General features: G+C 43.2%; 21 protein-coding genes and 1 pseudogene. 17 read left to right on the top strand and 5 right to left on the bottom strand.

The window, feature by feature from the left end:
- Positions 1-30: 30 nt before the first annotated feature.
- Together HGO23_RS11960 and HGO23_RS11955 are read left to right on the top strand one after the other, a co-directional pair.
- Positions 31-1,917, top strand: a complete 1,887-nt coding sequence (locus tag HGO23_RS11960) for a glycosyl hydrolase family 18 protein (RefSeq protein ID WP_209026743.1) — start codon at positions 31-33, stop codon at positions 1,915-1,917.
- Positions 1,918-2,066: 149 nt separating this feature from the next.
- Positions 2,067-2,327: pseudogene (locus HGO23_RS11955) on the top strand (IS1 family transposase); the annotation flags it as partial.
- 116 nt (positions 2,328-2,443) lie between these two features.
- Here HGO23_RS11955 and HGO23_RS11950 read toward each other — a convergent pair.
- The 3 genes from HGO23_RS11950 to flgA form a co-directional block, all read right to left on the bottom strand.
- Positions 2,444-2,884 carry a flagella synthesis protein FlgN gene (locus HGO23_RS11950; protein ID WP_099134842.1) on the bottom strand — a complete coding sequence of 147 codons (441 nt, stop codon included), beginning with the start codon at positions 2,882-2,884 and terminating at the stop codon, positions 2,444-2,446.
- Positions 2,885-2,954: 70 nt separating this feature from the next.
- Positions 2,955-3,248 carry a flagellar biosynthesis anti-sigma factor FlgM gene (gene flgM, locus HGO23_RS11945; protein ID WP_209026742.1) on the bottom strand — a complete coding sequence of 98 codons (294 nt, stop codon included), beginning with the start codon at positions 3,246-3,248 and terminating at the stop codon, positions 2,955-2,957.
- A 138-nt stretch (positions 3,249-3,386) separates the two neighbouring features.
- Entirely contained in the window at positions 3,387-4,067 is a 681-nt protein-coding gene (gene flgA / locus HGO23_RS11940; RefSeq protein WP_244967799.1) for a flagellar basal body P-ring formation chaperone FlgA, read from the bottom strand.
- Positions 4,068-4,343: 276 nt separating this feature from the next.
- Between flgA and flgB the strand changes: the two genes are divergently transcribed.
- The 12 genes from flgB to HGO23_RS11880 all read left to right on the top strand — a co-directional run bounded on the left by flgB (position 4,344) and on the right by HGO23_RS11880 (position 15,202).
- On the top strand, positions 4,344-4,760 hold the full coding sequence (gene flgB / locus HGO23_RS11935) for a flagellar basal body rod protein FlgB (RefSeq protein ID WP_047681127.1): 417 nt from the start codon (positions 4,344-4,346) through the stop codon (positions 4,758-4,760).
- A 5-nt stretch (positions 4,761-4,765) separates the two neighbouring features.
- A complete protein-coding gene (gene flgC / locus HGO23_RS11930) occupies positions 4,766-5,170 on the top strand; it encodes a flagellar basal body rod protein FlgC (protein ID WP_209026741.1) in 405 nt (134 codons plus the stop codon).
- Between the two features lie 13 nt (positions 5,171-5,183).
- Complete coding sequence (gene flgD, locus HGO23_RS11925) at positions 5,184-5,873, top strand: flagellar hook assembly protein FlgD (protein WP_099134839.1); 690 nt, start codon at positions 5,184-5,186, stop codon at positions 5,871-5,873.
- Between the two features lie 15 nt (positions 5,874-5,888).
- Positions 5,889-7,100 carry a flagellar hook protein FlgE gene (gene flgE, locus HGO23_RS11920; RefSeq protein WP_209026740.1) on the top strand — a complete coding sequence of 404 codons (1,212 nt, stop codon included), beginning with the start codon at positions 5,889-5,891 and terminating at the stop codon, positions 7,098-7,100.
- Positions 7,101-7,121: 21 nt separating this feature from the next.
- A complete protein-coding gene (locus tag HGO23_RS11915) occupies positions 7,122-7,877 on the top strand; it encodes a flagellar basal body rod protein FlgF (protein WP_099134837.1) in 756 nt (251 codons plus the stop codon).
- A gap of 16 nt (positions 7,878-7,893) precedes the next feature.
- Entirely contained in the window at positions 7,894-8,676 is a 783-nt protein-coding gene (gene flgG / locus HGO23_RS11910; RefSeq protein ID WP_099134836.1) for a flagellar basal-body rod protein FlgG, read from the top strand.
- A 66-nt stretch (positions 8,677-8,742) separates the two neighbouring features.
- Positions 8,743-9,522 (top strand): flagellar basal body L-ring protein FlgH, encoded by a 780-nt coding sequence (locus HGO23_RS11905; RefSeq protein WP_209026739.1) that lies wholly within the window; start codon positions 8,743-8,745, stop codon positions 9,520-9,522.
- A gap of 15 nt (positions 9,523-9,537) precedes the next feature.
- Positions 9,538-10,656, top strand: coding sequence for a flagellar basal body P-ring protein FlgI (locus tag HGO23_RS11900; protein ID WP_244967798.1), 1,119 nt, complete (start codon positions 9,538-9,540; stop codon positions 10,654-10,656).
- Positions 10,656-11,654, top strand: a complete 999-nt coding sequence (gene flgJ, locus HGO23_RS11895) for a flagellar assembly peptidoglycan hydrolase FlgJ (RefSeq protein ID WP_209026738.1) — start codon at positions 10,656-10,658, stop codon at positions 11,652-11,654. Before HGO23_RS11900 ends, flgJ begins: the two co-directional genes overlap by 1 nt.
- A 178-nt stretch (positions 11,655-11,832) precedes the next feature.
- Positions 11,833-13,473 carry a flagellar hook-associated protein FlgK gene (gene flgK / locus HGO23_RS11890; RefSeq protein ID WP_099134832.1) on the top strand — a complete coding sequence of 547 codons (1,641 nt, stop codon included), beginning with the start codon at positions 11,833-11,835 and terminating at the stop codon, positions 13,471-13,473.
- Between the two features lie 67 nt (positions 13,474-13,540).
- Entirely contained in the window at positions 13,541-14,503 is a 963-nt protein-coding gene (gene flgL, locus HGO23_RS11885; protein WP_209026737.1) for a flagellar hook-associated protein FlgL, read from the top strand.
- Positions 14,504-14,845: 342 nt separating this feature from the next.
- Positions 14,846-15,202, top strand: a complete 357-nt coding sequence (locus tag HGO23_RS11880) for a DUF2645 family protein (RefSeq protein WP_209026736.1) — start codon at positions 14,846-14,848, stop codon at positions 15,200-15,202.
- Between the two features lie 286 nt (positions 15,203-15,488).
- On the opposite strand, the gene HGO23_RS11875 is transcribed toward HGO23_RS11880, so the two are convergent.
- Positions 15,489-16,319 (bottom strand): thioesterase domain-containing protein, encoded by an 831-nt coding sequence (locus HGO23_RS11875; protein ID WP_209026735.1) that lies wholly within the window; start codon positions 16,317-16,319, stop codon positions 15,489-15,491.
- Between the two features lie 64 nt (positions 16,320-16,383).
- Positions 16,384-16,818 carry a hypothetical protein gene (locus HGO23_RS11870; RefSeq protein ID WP_244967797.1) on the bottom strand — a complete coding sequence of 145 codons (435 nt, stop codon included), beginning with the start codon at positions 16,816-16,818 and terminating at the stop codon, positions 16,384-16,386.
- Between the two features lie 481 nt (positions 16,819-17,299).
- Between HGO23_RS11870 and HGO23_RS19680 the strand changes: the two genes are divergently transcribed.
- The 3 genes from HGO23_RS19680 to HGO23_RS11860 are packed head-to-tail and all read left to right on the top strand — an operon-like array spanning position 17,300 to position 18,653.
- Entirely contained in the window at positions 17,300-17,497 is a 198-nt protein-coding gene (locus HGO23_RS19680; protein WP_244967796.1) for a hypothetical protein, read from the top strand.
- The gene (locus tag HGO23_RS19675) at positions 17,490-17,756 is read left to right on the top strand and encodes a hypothetical protein (RefSeq protein WP_244967795.1); all 267 of its coding nucleotides are present in this window, start codon (positions 17,490-17,492) and stop codon (positions 17,754-17,756) included. The genes HGO23_RS19680 and HGO23_RS19675 overlap by 8 nt, the downstream gene beginning before the upstream one ends.
- 12 nt (positions 17,757-17,768) lie before the next feature.
- Entirely contained in the window at positions 17,769-18,653 is an 885-nt protein-coding gene (locus HGO23_RS11860; RefSeq protein ID WP_209026734.1) for a radical SAM protein, read from the top strand.
- Positions 18,654-18,777: the final 124 nt, after the last annotated feature.

The following is an 18,777-nucleotide window of genomic DNA, read 5'->3' as shown; positions in this document are numbered from 1 at the left end:
CTGAACAGGAAAAACGATTGGAGTTTCTCAATGGCTAATAAATACATTTATACATCATCAAAAGCAATGTCCGATATCAGTGATGCTATTGGTGAACCATTAACTGCCTGGAACCAGCAGGAAGGCGGGCAAGTTTATAATGTCATTTTTGATGGTAACGTTTATACCAATACTTATTGGGTTGAACGCTGGCATGTTCCCGGTCAATCCGGCAAAGAAAGTTCACCGCATAATGCCTGGAAATATGTACGTGCAGCAACGGCAGATGAAATGAAACAGCATGGCAATCCAACGGATGGCACGGTATTGCCAACAGAAAATATTCCATTCCCTATTCTGCAATTTGATGAATATACGGAAGACAGTTACCAACAAGTTGGATACAAACCCGATGGCTCAGGTTCATATTTATCTTATACCGCTACCCGTGTCTGTAAACCCATGTATAACCAGTATGAAAGCGATCTAACAAAGCCCAAACTTTCTGCTTATATTACAGATTGGTCCCAATATGATGTTCGTCTTGATAAAGATGATGAAGAGAATAAAGATCCAAACCAATGGGGCAGGGGATTTGATTTAGCGACCATTGATCCAACCATTTATGACAAATTGATTTTCAGTTTTTTAGGTGTTTGTGGTGATGTTGGTGTTAAGAAAGACAAAGTGAACGAAGTGTGGGCTGGCTGGAATTCCCAGACTGATCAGAAAATCAGTGAAGGTCATATTGTGCCACTGGATCCTTACGGTGATTTAGGAACAGCGCATAACGTGGGATTGCCAGAAACAAATCAGAACACGGCAATTAATCCGGGAACGTTTCTGCCCTATTACAACCAGAGTAAAGCGGCTGGTTTGTTGGGAGGATTGCGGGAACTCCAAAAGCGTGCACGTGCGGCCGGCCATAAACTGGAGCTGGCATTCAGTATTGGTGGCTGGAGCCTGTCGAGTTATTTTTCCGTGATGGCGGCTGATGAAAATCAGCGTAGTGTTTTCATTGGTAGTGTAGTCGATTTTTTTGAGCGTTTCCCGATGTTCAGTTGTGTGGATATTGACTGGGAATATCCGGGAGCCGCGGGGGATGAACACAATCACATTAGTGAAGATGATGGTAAAAATTATGCCCTTTTGGTTAAAGAGTTACGAACAGCACTGGATAATCGGTTTGGTATCGGCAGCAAGGAAATTTCCATTGCCTGTAGCGGGGTAAAAGCGAAATTGGAGAAATCCAATATTGCTGAACTAGTGAAAAATGGACTGGACAACATCTTCCTGATGAGTTACGACTTTTTTGGTACAGGATGGGCGAGTTATATTGGTCACCACACTAATCTTTATTCCCCCAACGATCCCGATCCCAAGGGAGAATATGATCTTTCCGCTGAGGCAGCGATTCAATATCTGCATCAAGAATTGGGCATTCCCTTGAACATGATTAACTTAGGTTATGCCAACTATGGGCGTGCAGGTAAAGGTGCCAATCTTGAAACACGCCGGTATGATATGCCCGCTGATGCGTTAGGAACAATGGAAAAGGGGGCACCGGAATTTTTCGATATCGTCAATAATTACCTGGATAATGAACACACACTCAGCACCGGAAAGAATGGATTTGTATTGATGACGGACACCAACGCGGATGCCGATTTTCTGTTCAGTGAAAAGCAGGGGCATTTCATTTCATTGGATACGCCGCGTACGGTGAAACAAAAAGGAGAATACGTCAGCGAACATCAATTAGGAGGGATCTTTTCCTGGTCTGGTGATCAGGATTGCGGGCTGTTAGCGAATGCAGCCAGAGAAGGAATGGGATATGTTGCCAAATCTAACCGTGAAACTATTGATATGGGGCCGTTGTATAATCCCGGAAAGGCTTACTATTTAAAATCGCTTCGTGAATTAAAGTCTTCTCGTTAAAACTATAGACTCAAATCTCTGACAAACCTCGTTGAAAATAACGGGGTTTGTTACTTTCATCTCGAATAATAATCTTGCCTGTTTTCCCTCATCTTAATTGAAATATGAAGGGTATATATAAATTTTTAATTATTCATTAGGTGAAAAAGACCTTGATGCGTTTGATGGCGTTACTGGCTTCTTTCAACATAGTGGTCTGTATGACCGATGGCTGGAAAAGCGATGAAAAAACACTGATGGGGAAATTGCATGTGGTCAGCAAGCGTTATACACAACGCATAGAGAGACATAACCTGAATCTTCGTCAGCATTTGGCAAGACTGACTCGCAAAACCTTATCTTTTTCAAAATCCGTGGAAATGCATGACAGAGTCATGGGGGATTATTTAAATATTCATCACTATCAATAAATTGGAATCATGGCCTACATCCAAAGGAAAATATAACTACACAGAAACAGACCTCTTATTATTACGGATATACCAAGAGGTCTGTAAAGATTGTTGCTTAAGCAGCATGAGAATAATCAAACACTGATCTTATGACCCGATAATGCAGAATTATGACGGGCCTGACCATCAGCGCCATAAAGAGAAGGGCTGTGATGGCTTTTCAAAAAAGCAATTGCCTGACTATTTAACTCAATATGTTGATCCAACAAAAATCCATTATGCGTATTTAAATCACGAATTCGTTCAACCGACTGACTGATTTGATCCCACAACACAGCTAATATTTCATGGTCAGCATAAGGTGCACTCACTTTCAGCGTTCCATTTAATTGCTGACGCTTTCTTTCCGCATGATCGAGTGCCGAAAGCAAAAATGTTTTTTGCTCTGTGACACGATGCAAATGATTCGCTTCAATAAAGCCTTCGTTCAGGATACGTTGTTCTTCTGCCATCGTTGTCGAAAGCGAATGTAAGTGTGCACTTTGCTGCTCAAGCAAGAGTTGAAGTTCTTCCATTTATGGCCTTTATGATTTTGCTGGTTTATTTCTTATAATTCTTGTTATTAAGGTAATAAGTTTTAAGTAATCAGTTTTCAAGGTTTTCAAGGGCTTCTCTGAGCAGGGCATCAGCAATTTTACCACTGTCCATAGTTAGGGTTCCCTTCGCAATAGCTTCTTTCAGTTGTTGTACTTTCTGGATATTAATGTCTTGACTACTTGGCTGAACCAGTTTTTTCTGCGCCTCACTCAGTCTAACTTGCGTATCGGCGCTTTTTTCTGCAACAGCCACAGTCCTGCGAGTGCTTTGGGCACTTTCATTGGCATTGCGTTGCTGTAAAGCAGCAATAGCCAGTAGAGGTTGAGTGCGTTCAATACTCATAATTGTAATCCTTTAATCAGGCATTATTTATTTATCTTATACTCTATTGGGTAGAGGTAGCAGGCGATATACCGCTGGCATGCCTGTAAATCATGGTCTGATGGTTATATCGGCGTAGAAACATAAAACTTTAGCCATTCATAACATCATTTTTACACTACCATTTTCCTGAGCTTCTCCGGTAATAACCTGCCCGGAAACCAAGCGGACACGGATATTATCAAAACTTGCAGCATTGTTAATTGCTTTTCCTTTATAACGTACCCGGAAATTTTGCCCATCTACAGTAATGACAACATTTTGTCCGGCTTTAATCACCCAGGGACGCCGGAGCATATTACGAGTGATGAATTGCCCGGCAGGTATGTTGCGAATGGCAATACCATTAAGTGTAACCTTTTTGTTATGGATGATGTCGTTTGGTAGTTTGTCTAAAGCGCCTGTTTTGACCTGAAAATCTTTTTCTCTCAGTACCGAATTACGTTGAATTGCACGATTTGAAACTAAATATGGGCCAGTAACACTGACGTGGATTTGCATAAAACGACGTTGCTGACCACAGTTAACCGGCAGCGAAATATTTCCCCAATTTTTATTGCCCATTGGTGGATGTATTTCAGGAGATTCACATGTTGGCCATTGTTGTTCCGGTGTTTTGATGTCTACGGAAACCTTATAATTCGTGCCGTAATGAATCTGCTTGAAATAATCATTGATTGAACGGGGTAAATCATTTCCCCATGCCAAAGAACCACCAAAAAACAGGTTAAGAAAAAAGGTAAGGGATCCGATAAATTTTAATACAGGTATTTTAATCATTTTTATCTCTCTTACTCTTACCTTCTATTACCTGACACTAGTGAGGTAAACCATGATTCCAAAAATATTCAGTATCTGCTGGATGTTAATAGTGTAACGCGCTTGATTATTAGTTAATGGGATAAATAGCAAATCAATTTGTGTCTATTCTTCGAATCGGCTTTTTCTTCTGAGTTTATGCTGTTAGCGCTCTTAATGCGTTACGGGGCTTGGTTCTGCGGGACTTACCCTAAACTGGCCTATAAAAGCCGGCTATAAAACAGGCGAGGGAGGAATATGCTCGATAAATTAGATACCGCCTTTCATTTTCGACAAGAAGCCCTGGTACTCCGCAACCAGCGGCAGGAAATTCTGTCGGCGAACATTGCCAATGCGGATACCCCTGGCTATCAGGCTCGTGATATCGATTTTGCCGCCCAATTAAGAAAGGTGATGGAACATGGTCGTGTGACGGGGAATGGAATTGGGCTGACTCTGACTTCCAATCGACATATTCCCATTCAGCCTCAGAAACGTTTGGAGATGGATCTATTGTACCGGGTGCCTCACCAGACGGCGATGGATGGAAATACCGTTGACATGGATATGGAACGTAGCAATTTCGCAGATAACAGTCTGAAATATCAGGCTGAACTTACCATGACGAATGCTCAGATCAAAAGCATGATGTCAGTTCTACAGTCACAAGGATAATGGGAATGTCTTTACTCAGTATTTTTGATATTGCCGGCTCCGCGCTTTCTGCTCAGTCTCAGCGGCTGAATGTCAGCGCCAGTAATATGGCGAATGCCGATAGTATCGTTGGGCCGGATGGCGAGCCTTATCGTGCCAAACAAGTCGTATTTCGTGTCGCTGCGCCAGCAGGACAGGAGATCGGCGGTGTGCGCGTCAGTGAAGTGGTGGATGATCCCACACCTTTCCGTCTTGAATATCAGCCGGGCAGCCCGTTGGCGGATGAAAAAGGTTATGTTCGTATGCCAAATGTCGATGTCGTCGGGGAAATGGTCAATACCATCTCTGCTTCCCGCAGTTATCAGGCAAATATTGAAGTTCTCAACACCACTAAGTCCATCATGCTGAAAACCCTGACTCTGGGTCAGTAACAGGAATTCCATTATGGCAGTTACCGCTTCAATCAATGACTCTTTGGATAATTCAACGGTCGGTGAATTAGCCAGCATCACCAAAACACAGCCGCAGAAAAGTGGCGATATCAAAGATAACTTCTTGAATTTGCTGGTTACACAGCTTAAGAATCAGGACCCAACCAATCCAATGCAAAATAATGAACTGACTGCGCAGCTTGCGCAGATCAGTACTGTTGAAGGCATTGAAAAACTCAATAAATCGTTGGGTGCCATTGTTGGACAAATGGAAGGCAATCAAACAATGCAAACGACCATGTTAATTGGTCGTAAAGTCATGATCCCTGGCGATAAAATTTTAGTAGGTTCCAATGAAAAGAAAGAAATCAGTACATTTGGGTTTGAACTGAACCGGCCTGCCGACAGTGTCAAAGTAACCATCAAAGATAAGAGTGGTGCGGTAGTCCGGGAATTGGATATCGGTAAGTTAAATACAGGTGTTCATAACCTCGTATGGGATGGTAAAGACGCGGATGGCAAGGAAGTTGCAGACGGAGCATATAGCTTCACTGTTTCTGCAAGCTATCAAGATCAAGCGTTAGTGACACTTCCGCTGACACAGGGTGTGGTAAACGGTGTCACGCGGGGTGAGGACGGCACTAAATTAGATTTAGGGCTGGCGGGTACGGTAACCATGGATAAAGTTCGTCAGATTCTTTAATTAAACGGAGGACATATGTCTTTTTCACAAGCGGTTAGTGGCTTGAATGCCGCAGCGAGTAATCTGGATGTTATTGGTAATAACATCTCAAACTCAGCGACATTTGGCTTTAAATCTAGCTCAGCCGCGTTTGCGGATGTTTTCAGTGGTTCAGACGTGGGTTTGGGGGTTAAGGTTTCTGGTATGTTTCAGAACTTTAAAGATGGCTCAACCACTAAGACTAATCGCCAGTTGGATATGGCAATTACACAAGGCGGTTTTTTCCGCATGCAGGATTCCAGCGGTAATATTTTCTATTCCCGTAACGGTCAGTTCCAAATGGATAAAGAGCGTAATCTGATCAATATGCAGGGCATGAAGTTGACGGGTTATCCGGCGGTAAACGGAGAAATTCAGCAAGGCGGAGCTGTAGAGCCGCTTTCAATTCCAACGGATATGTTGAATGCAAAAGCGAGCACAGAAGTTAAGTTGAAAGCTACCCTAAATTCAATGCACCCAGCGATTGATCAGGTAAAAAACGCCTTTGATCCGAATAATAAAGATAGCTTTAGCTACAGCACAACTCTGCAAGTCTATGACAGTTTGGGAAATCAACATGATCTCAATATATTCTTCGTGAAAACAGCCAATAATAAGTGGGAGTTTCATGCTAAGGATATCTCTGTAGCAGGTTCTACCGCTCATCATAAATTGGGTGATGTGGAATTTGACGGCAATGGTCAAATGGTCGACATCAATAATGCATTTACATTCAATGTAGAATCTTTGAATGGGTCAATTACTGCACCAATCACCATCGATTTTTCGGGTAGTAAACAGCAGAACATTGCACAAGATTCTACCTCTAATCCAATACAAGATGGCTATGCTGCGGGTAGTTTCATTGACTATCGTGTGGATAATGACGGCAAGATTTACGCTACCTATTCCAACAACCAGAAACAAGTATTAGGTCAGGTAGTACTGGCAAACTTTTCTAATCCTGAAGGCTTGGCTGCGCAAGGTGATAACGTTTGGGTAGAATCCGGCGCATCCGGTAGTCCGGTAGTGGGTCTTGCGGATTCTGGTAACTTCGGCAAGCTGATCAGCGGTGCGCTGGAAGCGTCTAACGTGGATATGAGTCAGGAGCTAGTCAATATGATCGTCGCTCAGCGTAACTATCAATCTAACGCCCAGACTATCAAGACACAGGATCAAATCCTGCAAACTTTGGTCAGCATGCGTTAATAAGCTCAGGCGGATAGCTTTATGGATCACGTTATATATACCGCTATGGGCGCCGCGCGCCAGACACTGGAGCATCAGGCCGTTACTGCTAACAATCTGGCGAACGCTTCGACGCCGGGCTTTAAAGCTCAGCTTGCTGCATTGCGTGCTGTTCCAATTGAAGGTGAAACCCTGCCAACCCGTACTTTGGTTGTTGCCTCCACTCCCGGCATGGATAGCCGTCAGGGGCCAATGAATTATACTGCTCGTCCATTGGATGTTGCTGTCGGACAAAGTGGCTATCTGGCTGTTCAACTTGAAGATGGGACGGAAGCCTATACCCGCAACGGCAGCATCCAGATTTCACCAGAAGGGCAACTGATGATACAGGGGCGTATGTTGATGGGTGAAAACGGGCCAATTGATGTTCCACCACAAGCTGAACTGACCATTGCAGCAGATGGTGCCATTTCTGCCCTGATTGCCAGCGATCCTCCGACTTTATTGGGGCAGATTGGCAAACTGAAAATCGTCAAACCGGAAGCGGGTCAAGTAGTGCGCGGTGATGATGGTTTGTTCCATTTAACGCCACAGGCGCGGGAACAACAAGGTGATGAACTGGCGGCGAGCACTGAAGTGAAAATCATGCCGGGTGTACTGGAAGGCAGCAATGTTAACCCAGTGGAAAGCATGGTGAACATGATCGCCAACGCGCGTCGTTTTGAGATGCAGATGAAAGTTATACACAGTTCTGATGAAAATGCTCAGCGGGCTAACCAGCTTCTCACTATGAGCTAATCGGGGGGATAAATTCATGATCCGATCTTTATGGATTGCCAAGACTGGGCTGGATGCTCAGCAAACAAATATGGATGTAATTGCCAACAACCTGGCAAACGTCAGCACTAATGGTTTTAAACGTCAGCGTGCGGTGTTTGAAGATTTACTTTATCAAACTGAACGCCAGCCCGGTGCAATGTCATCTGAACAGACTAACCTGCCATCCGGTTTACAGATTGGTACAGGGGTTCGTCCGGTAGCGACTGAGCGATTGCACAGTCAGGGTAACCTAGCACAGACCAACAATAGTAAAGATGTGGCAATCAAGGGACAGGGTTTTTTCCAGATCCAGTTACCTGATGGCACAACTGGCTATACCCGTGATGGTTCATTTCAGGTGGATCAGAATGGTCAGTTAGTGACTGCCGGCGGTTTTCAGGTCGTGCCTGCCATCATCATTCCAGACAATGCCACCAAAATTAACATTGCTCGTGATGGTATCGTCAGCGTAAACGTGCAGGGGCAAAACGCGCCGCAGCAGGTTGGACAATTGACACTGACTACCTTTATCAATGAAAGCGGTCTGGAAAGTATCGGTGAGAACCTGTATCTGGAAACCAACAGTTCCGGTGTTCCGGTAGAAAATGCACCGGGCATCAATGGTGCCGGATTGCTCTACAAGGGGTATGTTGAAACCTCTAACGTCAATGTGGCGGAAGAACTGGTCAGTATGATTCAGGTTCAACGAGCCTACGAAATTAACAGTAAAGCAGTATCGACTTCAGATCAGATGCTGCAAAAGCTGACTCAGTTATAACCTAATCATTAATCAGTGGGGAATAAATTCCCCACGATTTCTACGATAAACTTAAGAGCATCGAAGATGGATACAATGCCCGTTGCTGAAAGACAGGCTGAAAAACATGTAGCTTATAGCTCTGCCGGTTTACGGAAAAACCGGGGGAATAAGCGGCATATCAGCAGAACTGTGGCGGTAATCGCATTGTCGATACTGACATTAGGGGGATGTGCTTATATGCCGCACAAACCACTGGTGAAAGGGGTGACAACTGCCAAACCCGCCGAAGCACCTGCCCCAGCGCCGAATGGTTCTATTTTTCAGACTGTCCAGCCAGTCTATTACGGTTATCAGCCACTGTTTGAAGACCGTCGTCCACGCAATATCGGCGATACACTGATGATTATCCTGCAAGAAAATGTCAGTGCCAGCAAAAACTCCTCAGCGAATGCCAGCCGGAATGGTAAAACCAGTTTCGCAGCTGCCCTGACTCCCCGTTTTTTACAGGGATTGATCGGTGGTGATAAAACTGATTTGGGCATGGAAGGTAATAATGAGTTTGGCGGTAAAGGCGGAGCGAATGCGAACAATACTTTCAGGGGTACAATTACTGTGACCGTGGATCAATTGTTGGCAAACGGCAACCTGCATGTTATCGGTGAAAAACAGATTGCTATCAATCAGGGAACGGAATTTATCCGCTTCTCCGGCGTTGTGAACCCGCGCACCATCACCGGCAACAATACAGTCAGCTCCAATCAGGTTGCAGATGCCCGCATTGAATATGTTGGCGATGGTTATATCAATGAAGCGCAGCACATGGGGTGGTTACAGCGTTTCTTTATAAATATCTCACCGTTTTAAAAGAGGATGGTCAGGATGAAAAAATTAGTCGCCAGCCTTTTTACGTTTTTGCTGGTATTGTTCAACACGTTCGCGCTGACCAACGCTTTTGCTGAGCGTATTCGTGATTTGACGACCATTGAGGGTATCAGGGATAACGCGCTGATTGGTTATGGCTTAGTGGTCGGGCTGGATGGCACGGGTGACCAGACCATGCAAACGCCTTTCACTACCCAAAGTTTAAGTAATATGTTGTCACAGTTGGGGATCACTGTGCCGTCCGGTACAAATATGCAGCTTAAGAACGTTGCTGCCGTTATGGTGACAGCCAAACTGCCACCATTTGCGCGTTCAGGGCAAAGCATTGACGTGGTCGTTTCCTCACTGGGTAATGCCAAAAGTCTGCGTGGCGGTACATTGTTGATGACACCACTGAAAGGTGTTGATAATCAGGTATATGCACTGGCACAAGGTAATATTCTGGTCGGTGGTGCGGGAGTTAGTGCAGGTGGCAACAGCCTTAAAATTAATCAACTTGCAGGCGGACGAATTTCCAATGGTGCTGTCATTGAGCAGGAGTTGCCAACAAAATTTGGTCAGAAAGGTATTTTGAATCTGCAATTGAATGAGGATGACTTTAGTCTGGCTCAGCAAATCAGTGATGCTGTCAACCGCCTAAAGGGGGTAGGCACAGCAACAGCGCTGGATTCCCGTACGGTACAGTTACGTTTGCCGATAGAGAGCAGCGAACAGGTGAAATTCTTGTCACAGGTTCAGAACCTGAATATTCGTGTCGGTGCCGGCGACGCCAAAGTGATTTTCAACTCCCGTACAGGATCGGTGGTGATGAACCGTAATGTCACATTGGATAGCTGTGCAATTGCTCATGGCAGCCTGTCTGTGATTGTTGAACGTCAGACGGTAGTCAATCAGCCGAATACACCACTGGCAGGGGGAAATACGGTTGTAACACGCAATACCGGGGTTGGTATTCAGGAGCAGGGCGGTGTGCTACAGAAAGTTGATGCCAGTGCAAACCTGACTCAGGTTATTCGTGCGTTGAACGCTTTGGGAGCAACACCGACAGACTTGATGTCTATTTTGCAGGCGATGGAAAGTGCAGGTTGCTTGCGGGCGAAGTTGGAGATTATTTGATGAATGATTTTCTGACGATGCCGAATGTCGCTTACGATGTGAATTCACTCCATTCACTGAAAGCTAAATTGTCACAGGAACCACAACAAGGGCTACGGCAGGTAGCCCAACAACTGGAAGGCGTATTTGTTCAGATGATGCTGAAAAGTATGCGTTCCTCGTTGCCACAGAATGGCATATTGAGTAGTGATCAGACGCGTTTTTATACTTCAATGTACGATCAGCAGATTGCCCAGGATCTTTCTCAAAAAGGACTGGGATTTGCCGATATGATCGTCAAACAGTTTTCCAATGCTATTCCTAATACTGCTATTCCTAATACTAACAGCGCTCCCAGTGAACTGGCCGGAATTGTGCCGATGCCATTGGATAATGAAATCCTGCATACCCTGCCAAAACAGGCTTTGGAACAGTTTCTGCGTCGGACACTACCTGATAAATCGCCCAATCGTGCAGCACAGTCGAAATCATTGTCAATGACCAGGTCTGTGCCAATGAGCAGTGCCAGCTTTGTTTCTATGCTTTCCGTGCCTGCGCAGATAGCCAGTCAGCAAAGTGGTATCCCCCATTTACTGCTCATTGCGCAGGCGGCGCTGGAATCTGGTTGGGGGCAGCGGGAAATTCTGACCGAAGAGGGTAAACCGAGTCATAACCTGTTTGGCATCAAAGCAGGTAAGAGTTGGCAAGGGCCTGTCACTCAGATTACGACAACCGAATACATTGATGGTGAACCGAAGAAAATACGTGACAGTTTCCGGGTTTATGGCTCTTATCTGGAAGCGGTCACAGATTACGTCAAATTACTGGCGGAAAACCCGCGCTATGCCAAAGTCGCTCGGTCAACGACCGCAGAGCAGGGAGCATACTCCTTACAAGATGCCGGGTATGCCACAGACCCCGGTTATGCCGGGAAACTGGTATCACTGATCCAGCAATTAAAGAGTAGCGGCAATCAGATGGTAAAAGCCTATAACTATGATTTCGATAACTTGTTCTGACCGAACAGCCCAAATCATTTTTGTTCAAGGATCAGAATATCCTGCCGATAACTTTTACAGATAATTTATCCCCTTCGTCTTTCAAGTCGTCTCTTGAAATCCATTGGGTATATACCGATAACGACAGCAGTTGGCCTCCCATGATGGAGGCATAACGGAAACGTAAAAGGATCTACACATGTCCAACAGTCTTATGAATACTGCCATGAGTGGTATTAATGCCGCACAGGTGGCAATGAGTGTAGTGGGTAATAACATTGCCAACTCCAGAAGCGAAGGTTATAACCGACAGACCACCGTAATGACACAAAATAATGGAACTATGTCACCCGCTGGTTTTGTGGGTAACGGTGTGACGGTGACTACCATTAACCGTGAATATAGCGAGTTTATCAATCAGCAATACAGCTCTGCGCAAACCAAACAATCTGCTTTAAAGGCTTATAACGAGCAGATTACCAAAATCAACAACTTGTTGGCAGATAAAGACACCAGCCTGTCGAACTCCATTGAAGACTTTTTCAAAAGTCTGGGGACGGTTGAAAGCAATGCGGAAGACAGCGCGGCAAGAACTACGGTGTTAGGCAAAGCGGGAGGTTTAGTCAGTCGATTTAAAGAATCGGACGAATTTCTGCGTCAGGTTGATAGCAGCATCAATTCTCAGATTGAGCAGAATGTTAAAGAAATCAACAAATACGCAGAAGAAATTGCCAAACTGAATAATGAAATCACCCGTATGCGTGGTGTTGGTACAGGTGAACCGCTGGCATTGCTGGATAAACGTGATCTGGCGGTCAGTAAATTAAATGAGCTGGTGGAAGTGAATGTCACTCAGCAGGATGGCGACGTTTATAACGTTTCATTCGGTGGTGGTATGTCACTGGTATCGGGCAGTAAATCCTACCGGATGGAAGCTATTCCAGCCAGCACCGACAGTAGCCGTATTACGCTGGGTTATAACAATGGCACAGTGGGTACGAGAGAAATTGATGAGCGTTTCATTTCAGGCGGTAAGTTGGGTGGTGCATTGCGTGTGCGCAGCGGAGTTGGCGATTCAACCCGCAATGAACTGAACCAACTGGCGCTGGTCATGGCTGACCAATTTAATCAGGTACAACATGGCGGTTTTGACCTGAAAGGTAAACCAGGCGTTGATTTTTTCAACTTCACTAAACCGGATGTTGTTTCTAACAGCGATAACAAAGGTACGGCTGACATCAAGGTGGCGTACACCGATACCACTAAAGTGAAAGCCAGTGATTACACTCTCAAATATGAAAGTGGAGATTGGAAAGTACAGCGTTTTTTTGATCGCGAAATGGTTGCTGTGACCAAAAATGGCAATACGCTGGAATTCGATGGGCTGAAAGTAGAAATCGATGCTACTAACGCACAGGATCACGACAAATACACACTGAAAACGGTCAGTAACGTCGTGGCAACGTTGGAAGTGAATCTGAAGGATTCATCCCAATTGGCAACGGCGGGAGCCAAAGATGCTGGCCAGAGTGATAACCGCAACGCGAAGAAATTCCTCGAATTACAGGATAAACGTTTGGTGGATGGCAAGGCTTCCTTTGCCGGAGCGTACGCTTCACTGGTAAGTACAGTGGGCAGCAAAGCCAATAGCGCAAATATCAGCGTTGAAACACAAGGCCACATCGTTGATAAACTGAAATCGATCCGTGAATCAATTTCCGGCGTTAATATGGACGAAGAATACGGCGAACTGCAACGTATGCAGCAGTACTATCTGGCAAACGCCCGTGTGATCCAGACGGCGACGACTTTATTTGATGCTATTTTGGGCATTCGCTGATAGCTGTTTTTTATGGTAATTATTCTTGCTAGTAACTATTCGCCGATAACAAAAAGGAAATGATATTGTGCGTGTAAGTACGAATCTATTATACAGCCAAAAAATGAATGGGATTTTTGGCGCCCAATCCAAGTGGATGAAATATGGTGAACAACTATCTAGTGGCCGCCGGGTAATTAATCCATCCGATGATCCTTTGGCTGCATCACAAAGCATCATGGTTTCTCAATCTGAATCGAAAAACCAGCAGTTTATGACTGCTCGTATTTTTGCCAAAAATGCAATGTCATCCCAACTGAGCATTACTTCTAATGTCGTTAAGGTGGCAGCTAATGTGTTTGAGACTTTAGTTGCGGCTGCGGATGAACAGAGTAATCAGGATCGTGAATCCTATGCGCAGCAATTGGAAGGTCTTAAACAAGAGCTGTTAAACCTCGGCAATAAAACTGATGGTAATGGCCGATATATTTTTGCTGGTTATAAAACGGATAAGCCTCCTTTTGTCGCAGATAAAGATGGTAAAGTCAGTTATGCCGGAGGTTACGAAGAAATCACCCAGAAAGTGGATGATAACCGCACAATGGTGATTGCTCATACCGGACAGCAGGTCTTCTTATCAGCGACATCCAGCCCGATTAAAGAGCCTGATGGCAGTTCGAGTGAATCTGATGTTTTTGCCACCATTGATATGGCAATCAAAGCGTTGAGAACGTCATACAGTTCGGTGACTGAAGAACAGAAAAACGAAGCTACGGAGCTGATGAATAAAGCTAACCGTGGTATCCGTAACAGCCTGAATAATTTATCTTCTGTGGAAGCCGTACTTGGTTTACAACTTCAGGAATTGGAGCAACTGGATTCTTTGGGTAGTGAACATAGTATTGCCAATAAAGTTCGCACTGGGGAATTGGTAGATGTGGATTGGACTGCGACTATTTCCAGCTATTACCAGCAACAGGCTGCTTTGCAGGCTTCTTTTAAAGCGTTTACAGACTTAAAAGGAATGTCTCTGTTTGAGATGTATCGATAATTAAGTTTAATGTGAGCTTGTGACTTTCAGGTTCTTGGCTCTTATCTGTTTGCTAATTAAACGGATAAGAGTTTATTCCTTCCCTCTGCTGCTTTTATAACGCATTGTTATTAATAGCCTGAATTTATTATACCTCTTAGTGTGTATTGAATTTTTCGCCTCCGACAAATCCTAGTTTTTCTGTTCATTATATTATTTTATCTTGTGATCAAGATCTGATCTTTGGCAGGCCGAGAGAATGCCGTATTAAGTTTTTTGATATAAACGTTTCAGATTTAATTTAATGAGCTTAAGAAAGGATTAAATCTCGTCTTATGCCTTATAAATAGATGAGAAAAATAAATGAGCATGAAAATTATAAATATACTCGCCTGTATCACCTTTATTTTATTCAGTATTATATTGATAGGATGTTTGTCAACCGTTGATTTTGAGTGGGCGATCGGGGAAGAAGGGATCAATACCGTTTGTGATGTGGTCAGTTCTTTTGTTATTAATGATGACAGAATATTGACAGCACCATTATGTCTCTTTTTTCTTTTGCCATTTATGTTGGTATTTGCAGTGAAAGGCATCAAAGCATTTTCACTGTGTAAATTAAGATCGATCAGTTATGTATTGGTTGCAGGATTTTCAATGGGATATTGGTATTGGATGTTCTTTGGTCGATTTATGGGTTGTTCGTTCGCGACATACTAGTCTCTAATATGTCCTTTAATAAGTCTCATTACCTAAAAATGGTTATTTATTGGGAGATGACAGCAATTTATCTCCCAATAGATAATAACCAAAATATTTTTTAAGTAAGTAAAGTGCGGTTGTGGTATCAAAGTAACGTTCACCTTGGTTTTCTGCGATTTCGACTTCAAATATAACAAACTAATATTATTGTTCCTCTGAAGGATAGAAAACGCCATGATATCTTGCAGGTTTTGTGGTCACTTCGGTGATTATCGAAATATGATGAGATAGTTTTACTCTGACTTTACCCCTGCTTTGGCCATAACGCATTAATAAATATTTTAACATTCGGCATAGACAACATGGTCATATGATTGCCGGGTGCCAGCATTGTATTTAACTGAGTGACATGTGTTTTCCAGCGGGTGATATGGCCTTGTGTTTCTTGCATATCCTCTTCTTTGGCATTAATCAAATGCACTAAGCCGTTATAGTGAGTATGAGGCGTATAGCACGTATTCAGGTTGGCCTGCATGACCTGAACAATACCTTGTAACAAGGATATCGATGAATGGGTAGTGAATAGCCCAGAGCGTATCAGTTCCTGATACAGATACTGGAGTTGTTCGCTTTCCGACTGCTCCTCAAAATCTTTTCTCGTAAGCGGTAGTGGTTGGTTGAGTATCATGTTGTAGATTTTAATTAATTCCATCAATGTTTCGATACGGTCGAAAGACTTGGATTTGCAACCTTGTGGATCAGGTGCTTCGGTATCAATGAGAATAAGATCAGCAATTTGTTCTCCCTGTTCCAGTAGCTGTAATGCAATTTCGAAGGCAACCCAGCCACCAAAGGAGTGCCCTAATAAGTGATAGGGACCTGTAGGCTGCACTTGGCGGATAGCCTGAATGTAATCACGAGCCATCACATTGACACTGGAATGAGGCGGCAGTTTGGGATCTGCTAACCCACGTGATTGTAAAGCATAAACAGGCAAGGATGGCGGTAATGACAAAGCAAGCTCAAGGAGGCTGAAAGCGCTGGCTCCCGCACCCGGAATACAAAAGAAGGGTGAACCAGTTCGAGAGCCGCTTTTGATAGTGACGAGAGGGTTATAATCGTAAAGTTTAGTCATAGAGTCAGATGTTTGATTAATAAGGTGTATTTATTGTGATTCGATTTAGAACTTATTAATAGTGCTATACGCTAAGATCAATGTCAAAACCGATAGTAGAGCGATAGCCTCTTTCTGTACCCATCAGAATGACATAAAGATCAGGCAAGCTAAGTGTGTTACCTGCGTCGATATGATCTTGCCAGTGGCGGGCGAAACGATTTGCGAGATTGACAGGGTGATCCTGATTACCACGTGGCAGACCGTTGGGAGCACCGATATTGGCATGACCAAAACTGGTTAACCCCGTCCAGTGAATTGTGGGAAAATTAACGCTATAAACTTCTGGCAGGGATAAGGTAAATACATTTTCTAAACCCTGAGTAATTGCTTCATCTGATGATAATTGAGTACCATGACCATAACTGTTTGATTGACCAAGGACAATTAATAATGGCGCGTCATTAACTTTCCACGGAGAATGTGTTATGTCAGAAGGATATGATTGTTTATATGTCATTAATTTCTCCTTTTAAATTGTGTGATCTATTACTTCTCCTCGAAAAATGTTATTTATCTCTTTCTATTAGACTACTTTAAAGAATTTAACTTACTGTATTCTGATTGTATATAGAGGGGATACATATTATGTATAACTTTTTATGGAATTACTCTGAGATAAAGCTGATTTTATTCAGCCGATAATTTTATCTTTTGTTATCTATGCTTCCGAGGATTAGTTTCCTTGCCATCGTAATGCAACTTGAAATCTATTGGATATAAAATCAGATAACAAACTAATTGGATAGTGTTATTTTTACTATGTTTAAAAGTTGATGGAATATAATATATCTGGAATCGTAAATATTCTCTCAAATAACAGTGTGTCTGATAAATGAACTAAAGTTGGCCCGGGATGCGGGATTGTTGATGATATTTATCACCAAAGCCTTCCCAAAGCCTTCCGGAAAATGTCAGATGACATTATTCGGCGCTTAATTGTGGCTAAAGCAGAAATAAGAGTTTCGGTTAGTGCGTTAGATACCAATGTACAATTGAAACAACGGCTGGACTTTATTGAAAATTATCGTAATTCAGGAGGGATCGTAATCCCCATAGTATTAACTGCATTCTTTAAAGACATTACATTGATGGAACGACAACAAAACATTGTCGACTGGATGGTAAAATATGACTAAGCCACTGGAAAAAGGTGATGAATTCTGGAGTGGTCGTTTATATCCGAAACAACTTGTTTTCCCCACAACAACGACGATCCCAGAAAATTATCAGGGTATCGATAGTAGTTATCTTTCCACACTGCAACTGGATGAAATCCAAAAATTATTCATTGATCCGGTTAAGACACATCAGGAAGTTATCCAATCTGATTTGCCTCTATCCAGCCCTAAAATGTGTGAAGTTTCTGATATGCGCCGTCGCGCCAAAGAGCATTGAGAAGGTGTAAAGATGAAAATTAGCGAAGTCGTGGAATCAGAAAATGGTTCCAAAAAATATTTATTGTCAGCAAGTGATTCAGATTTAAGAAAAAGCGTTGAATCAACTTTCTTTATGCATACAGAGCAACGTTTGCCTTACCTCTGTAGATCCAGTCAATATGGTTGCGCTGTTGGTTGTGTATTCTGTGAAACGGGCAGGCAGCAGCCATTAGGAAACATGACGACAGAGCAAATAGTACAGCAAGTTGTATTATGCCGTGATCATTTATTACATTCAGGGGCACTGGGAGGTGATGAAGGGCTTAATACGATATTGTTTGCCGGAATGGGGGAGCCAATATTGAATTTGAAAGAGATCAGTGGTGCAGTCACTGAGTTTAAAAAGCAGACATTGGCAAATAGGGCCACACTAACAACGGGCGGTATTCGCCACGCGGGAGATAAAATTTATGATCTTCCACTGGATACCGTTTCCATTTCGCTCCATGCTACCACTGATGAACAACGCAATATGTTGATTCCATCAAAAGCGAAATTTGGTATTAAAGAACTTCTTGAGCATTTTTCAACCTATCATCACCATACTGGTGTTCCAGTTATTGTCAATTATCTGATGTTAGAGGGAATAAATGATTCACAACAGGATTTAACACGGTTAAAAGATTTGGTGGATAAAGACATATTTGTTATCAAGCTAAAATACCTGAATGAAGTTAGTGATATAAATGGAATATCATTGAATCCTTCAGAAGAGATGCCTGCTTTTGCTAAAGCACTTACTGAAGCCGGTTTCCGATGCATATCAGATAAAAGTGATAGTACAGAAATTTTGGGTGGTTGCGGGCAACTCAAATCTCAGGTCAGAGATATTCGCAGTAAGTATCGAATTATGTAAAGTGTAATTGCAATATAACCTATGGATTTTAAGATGTAACTTGAAAGACGACGGGTATACCACAAATTTATAGAAAAGATCCAATGGCTTGGAATAATAACATACCAAGCCATTGATTGATTTA

Origin of the sequence: Xenorhabdus budapestensis, from assembly GCF_017743015.1 — a bacterium.
GTDB lineage: Bacteria > Pseudomonadota > Gammaproteobacteria > Enterobacterales > Enterobacteriaceae > Xenorhabdus > Xenorhabdus budapestensis.
This window is presented reverse-complemented; position numbering and strand designations above follow the sequence as displayed.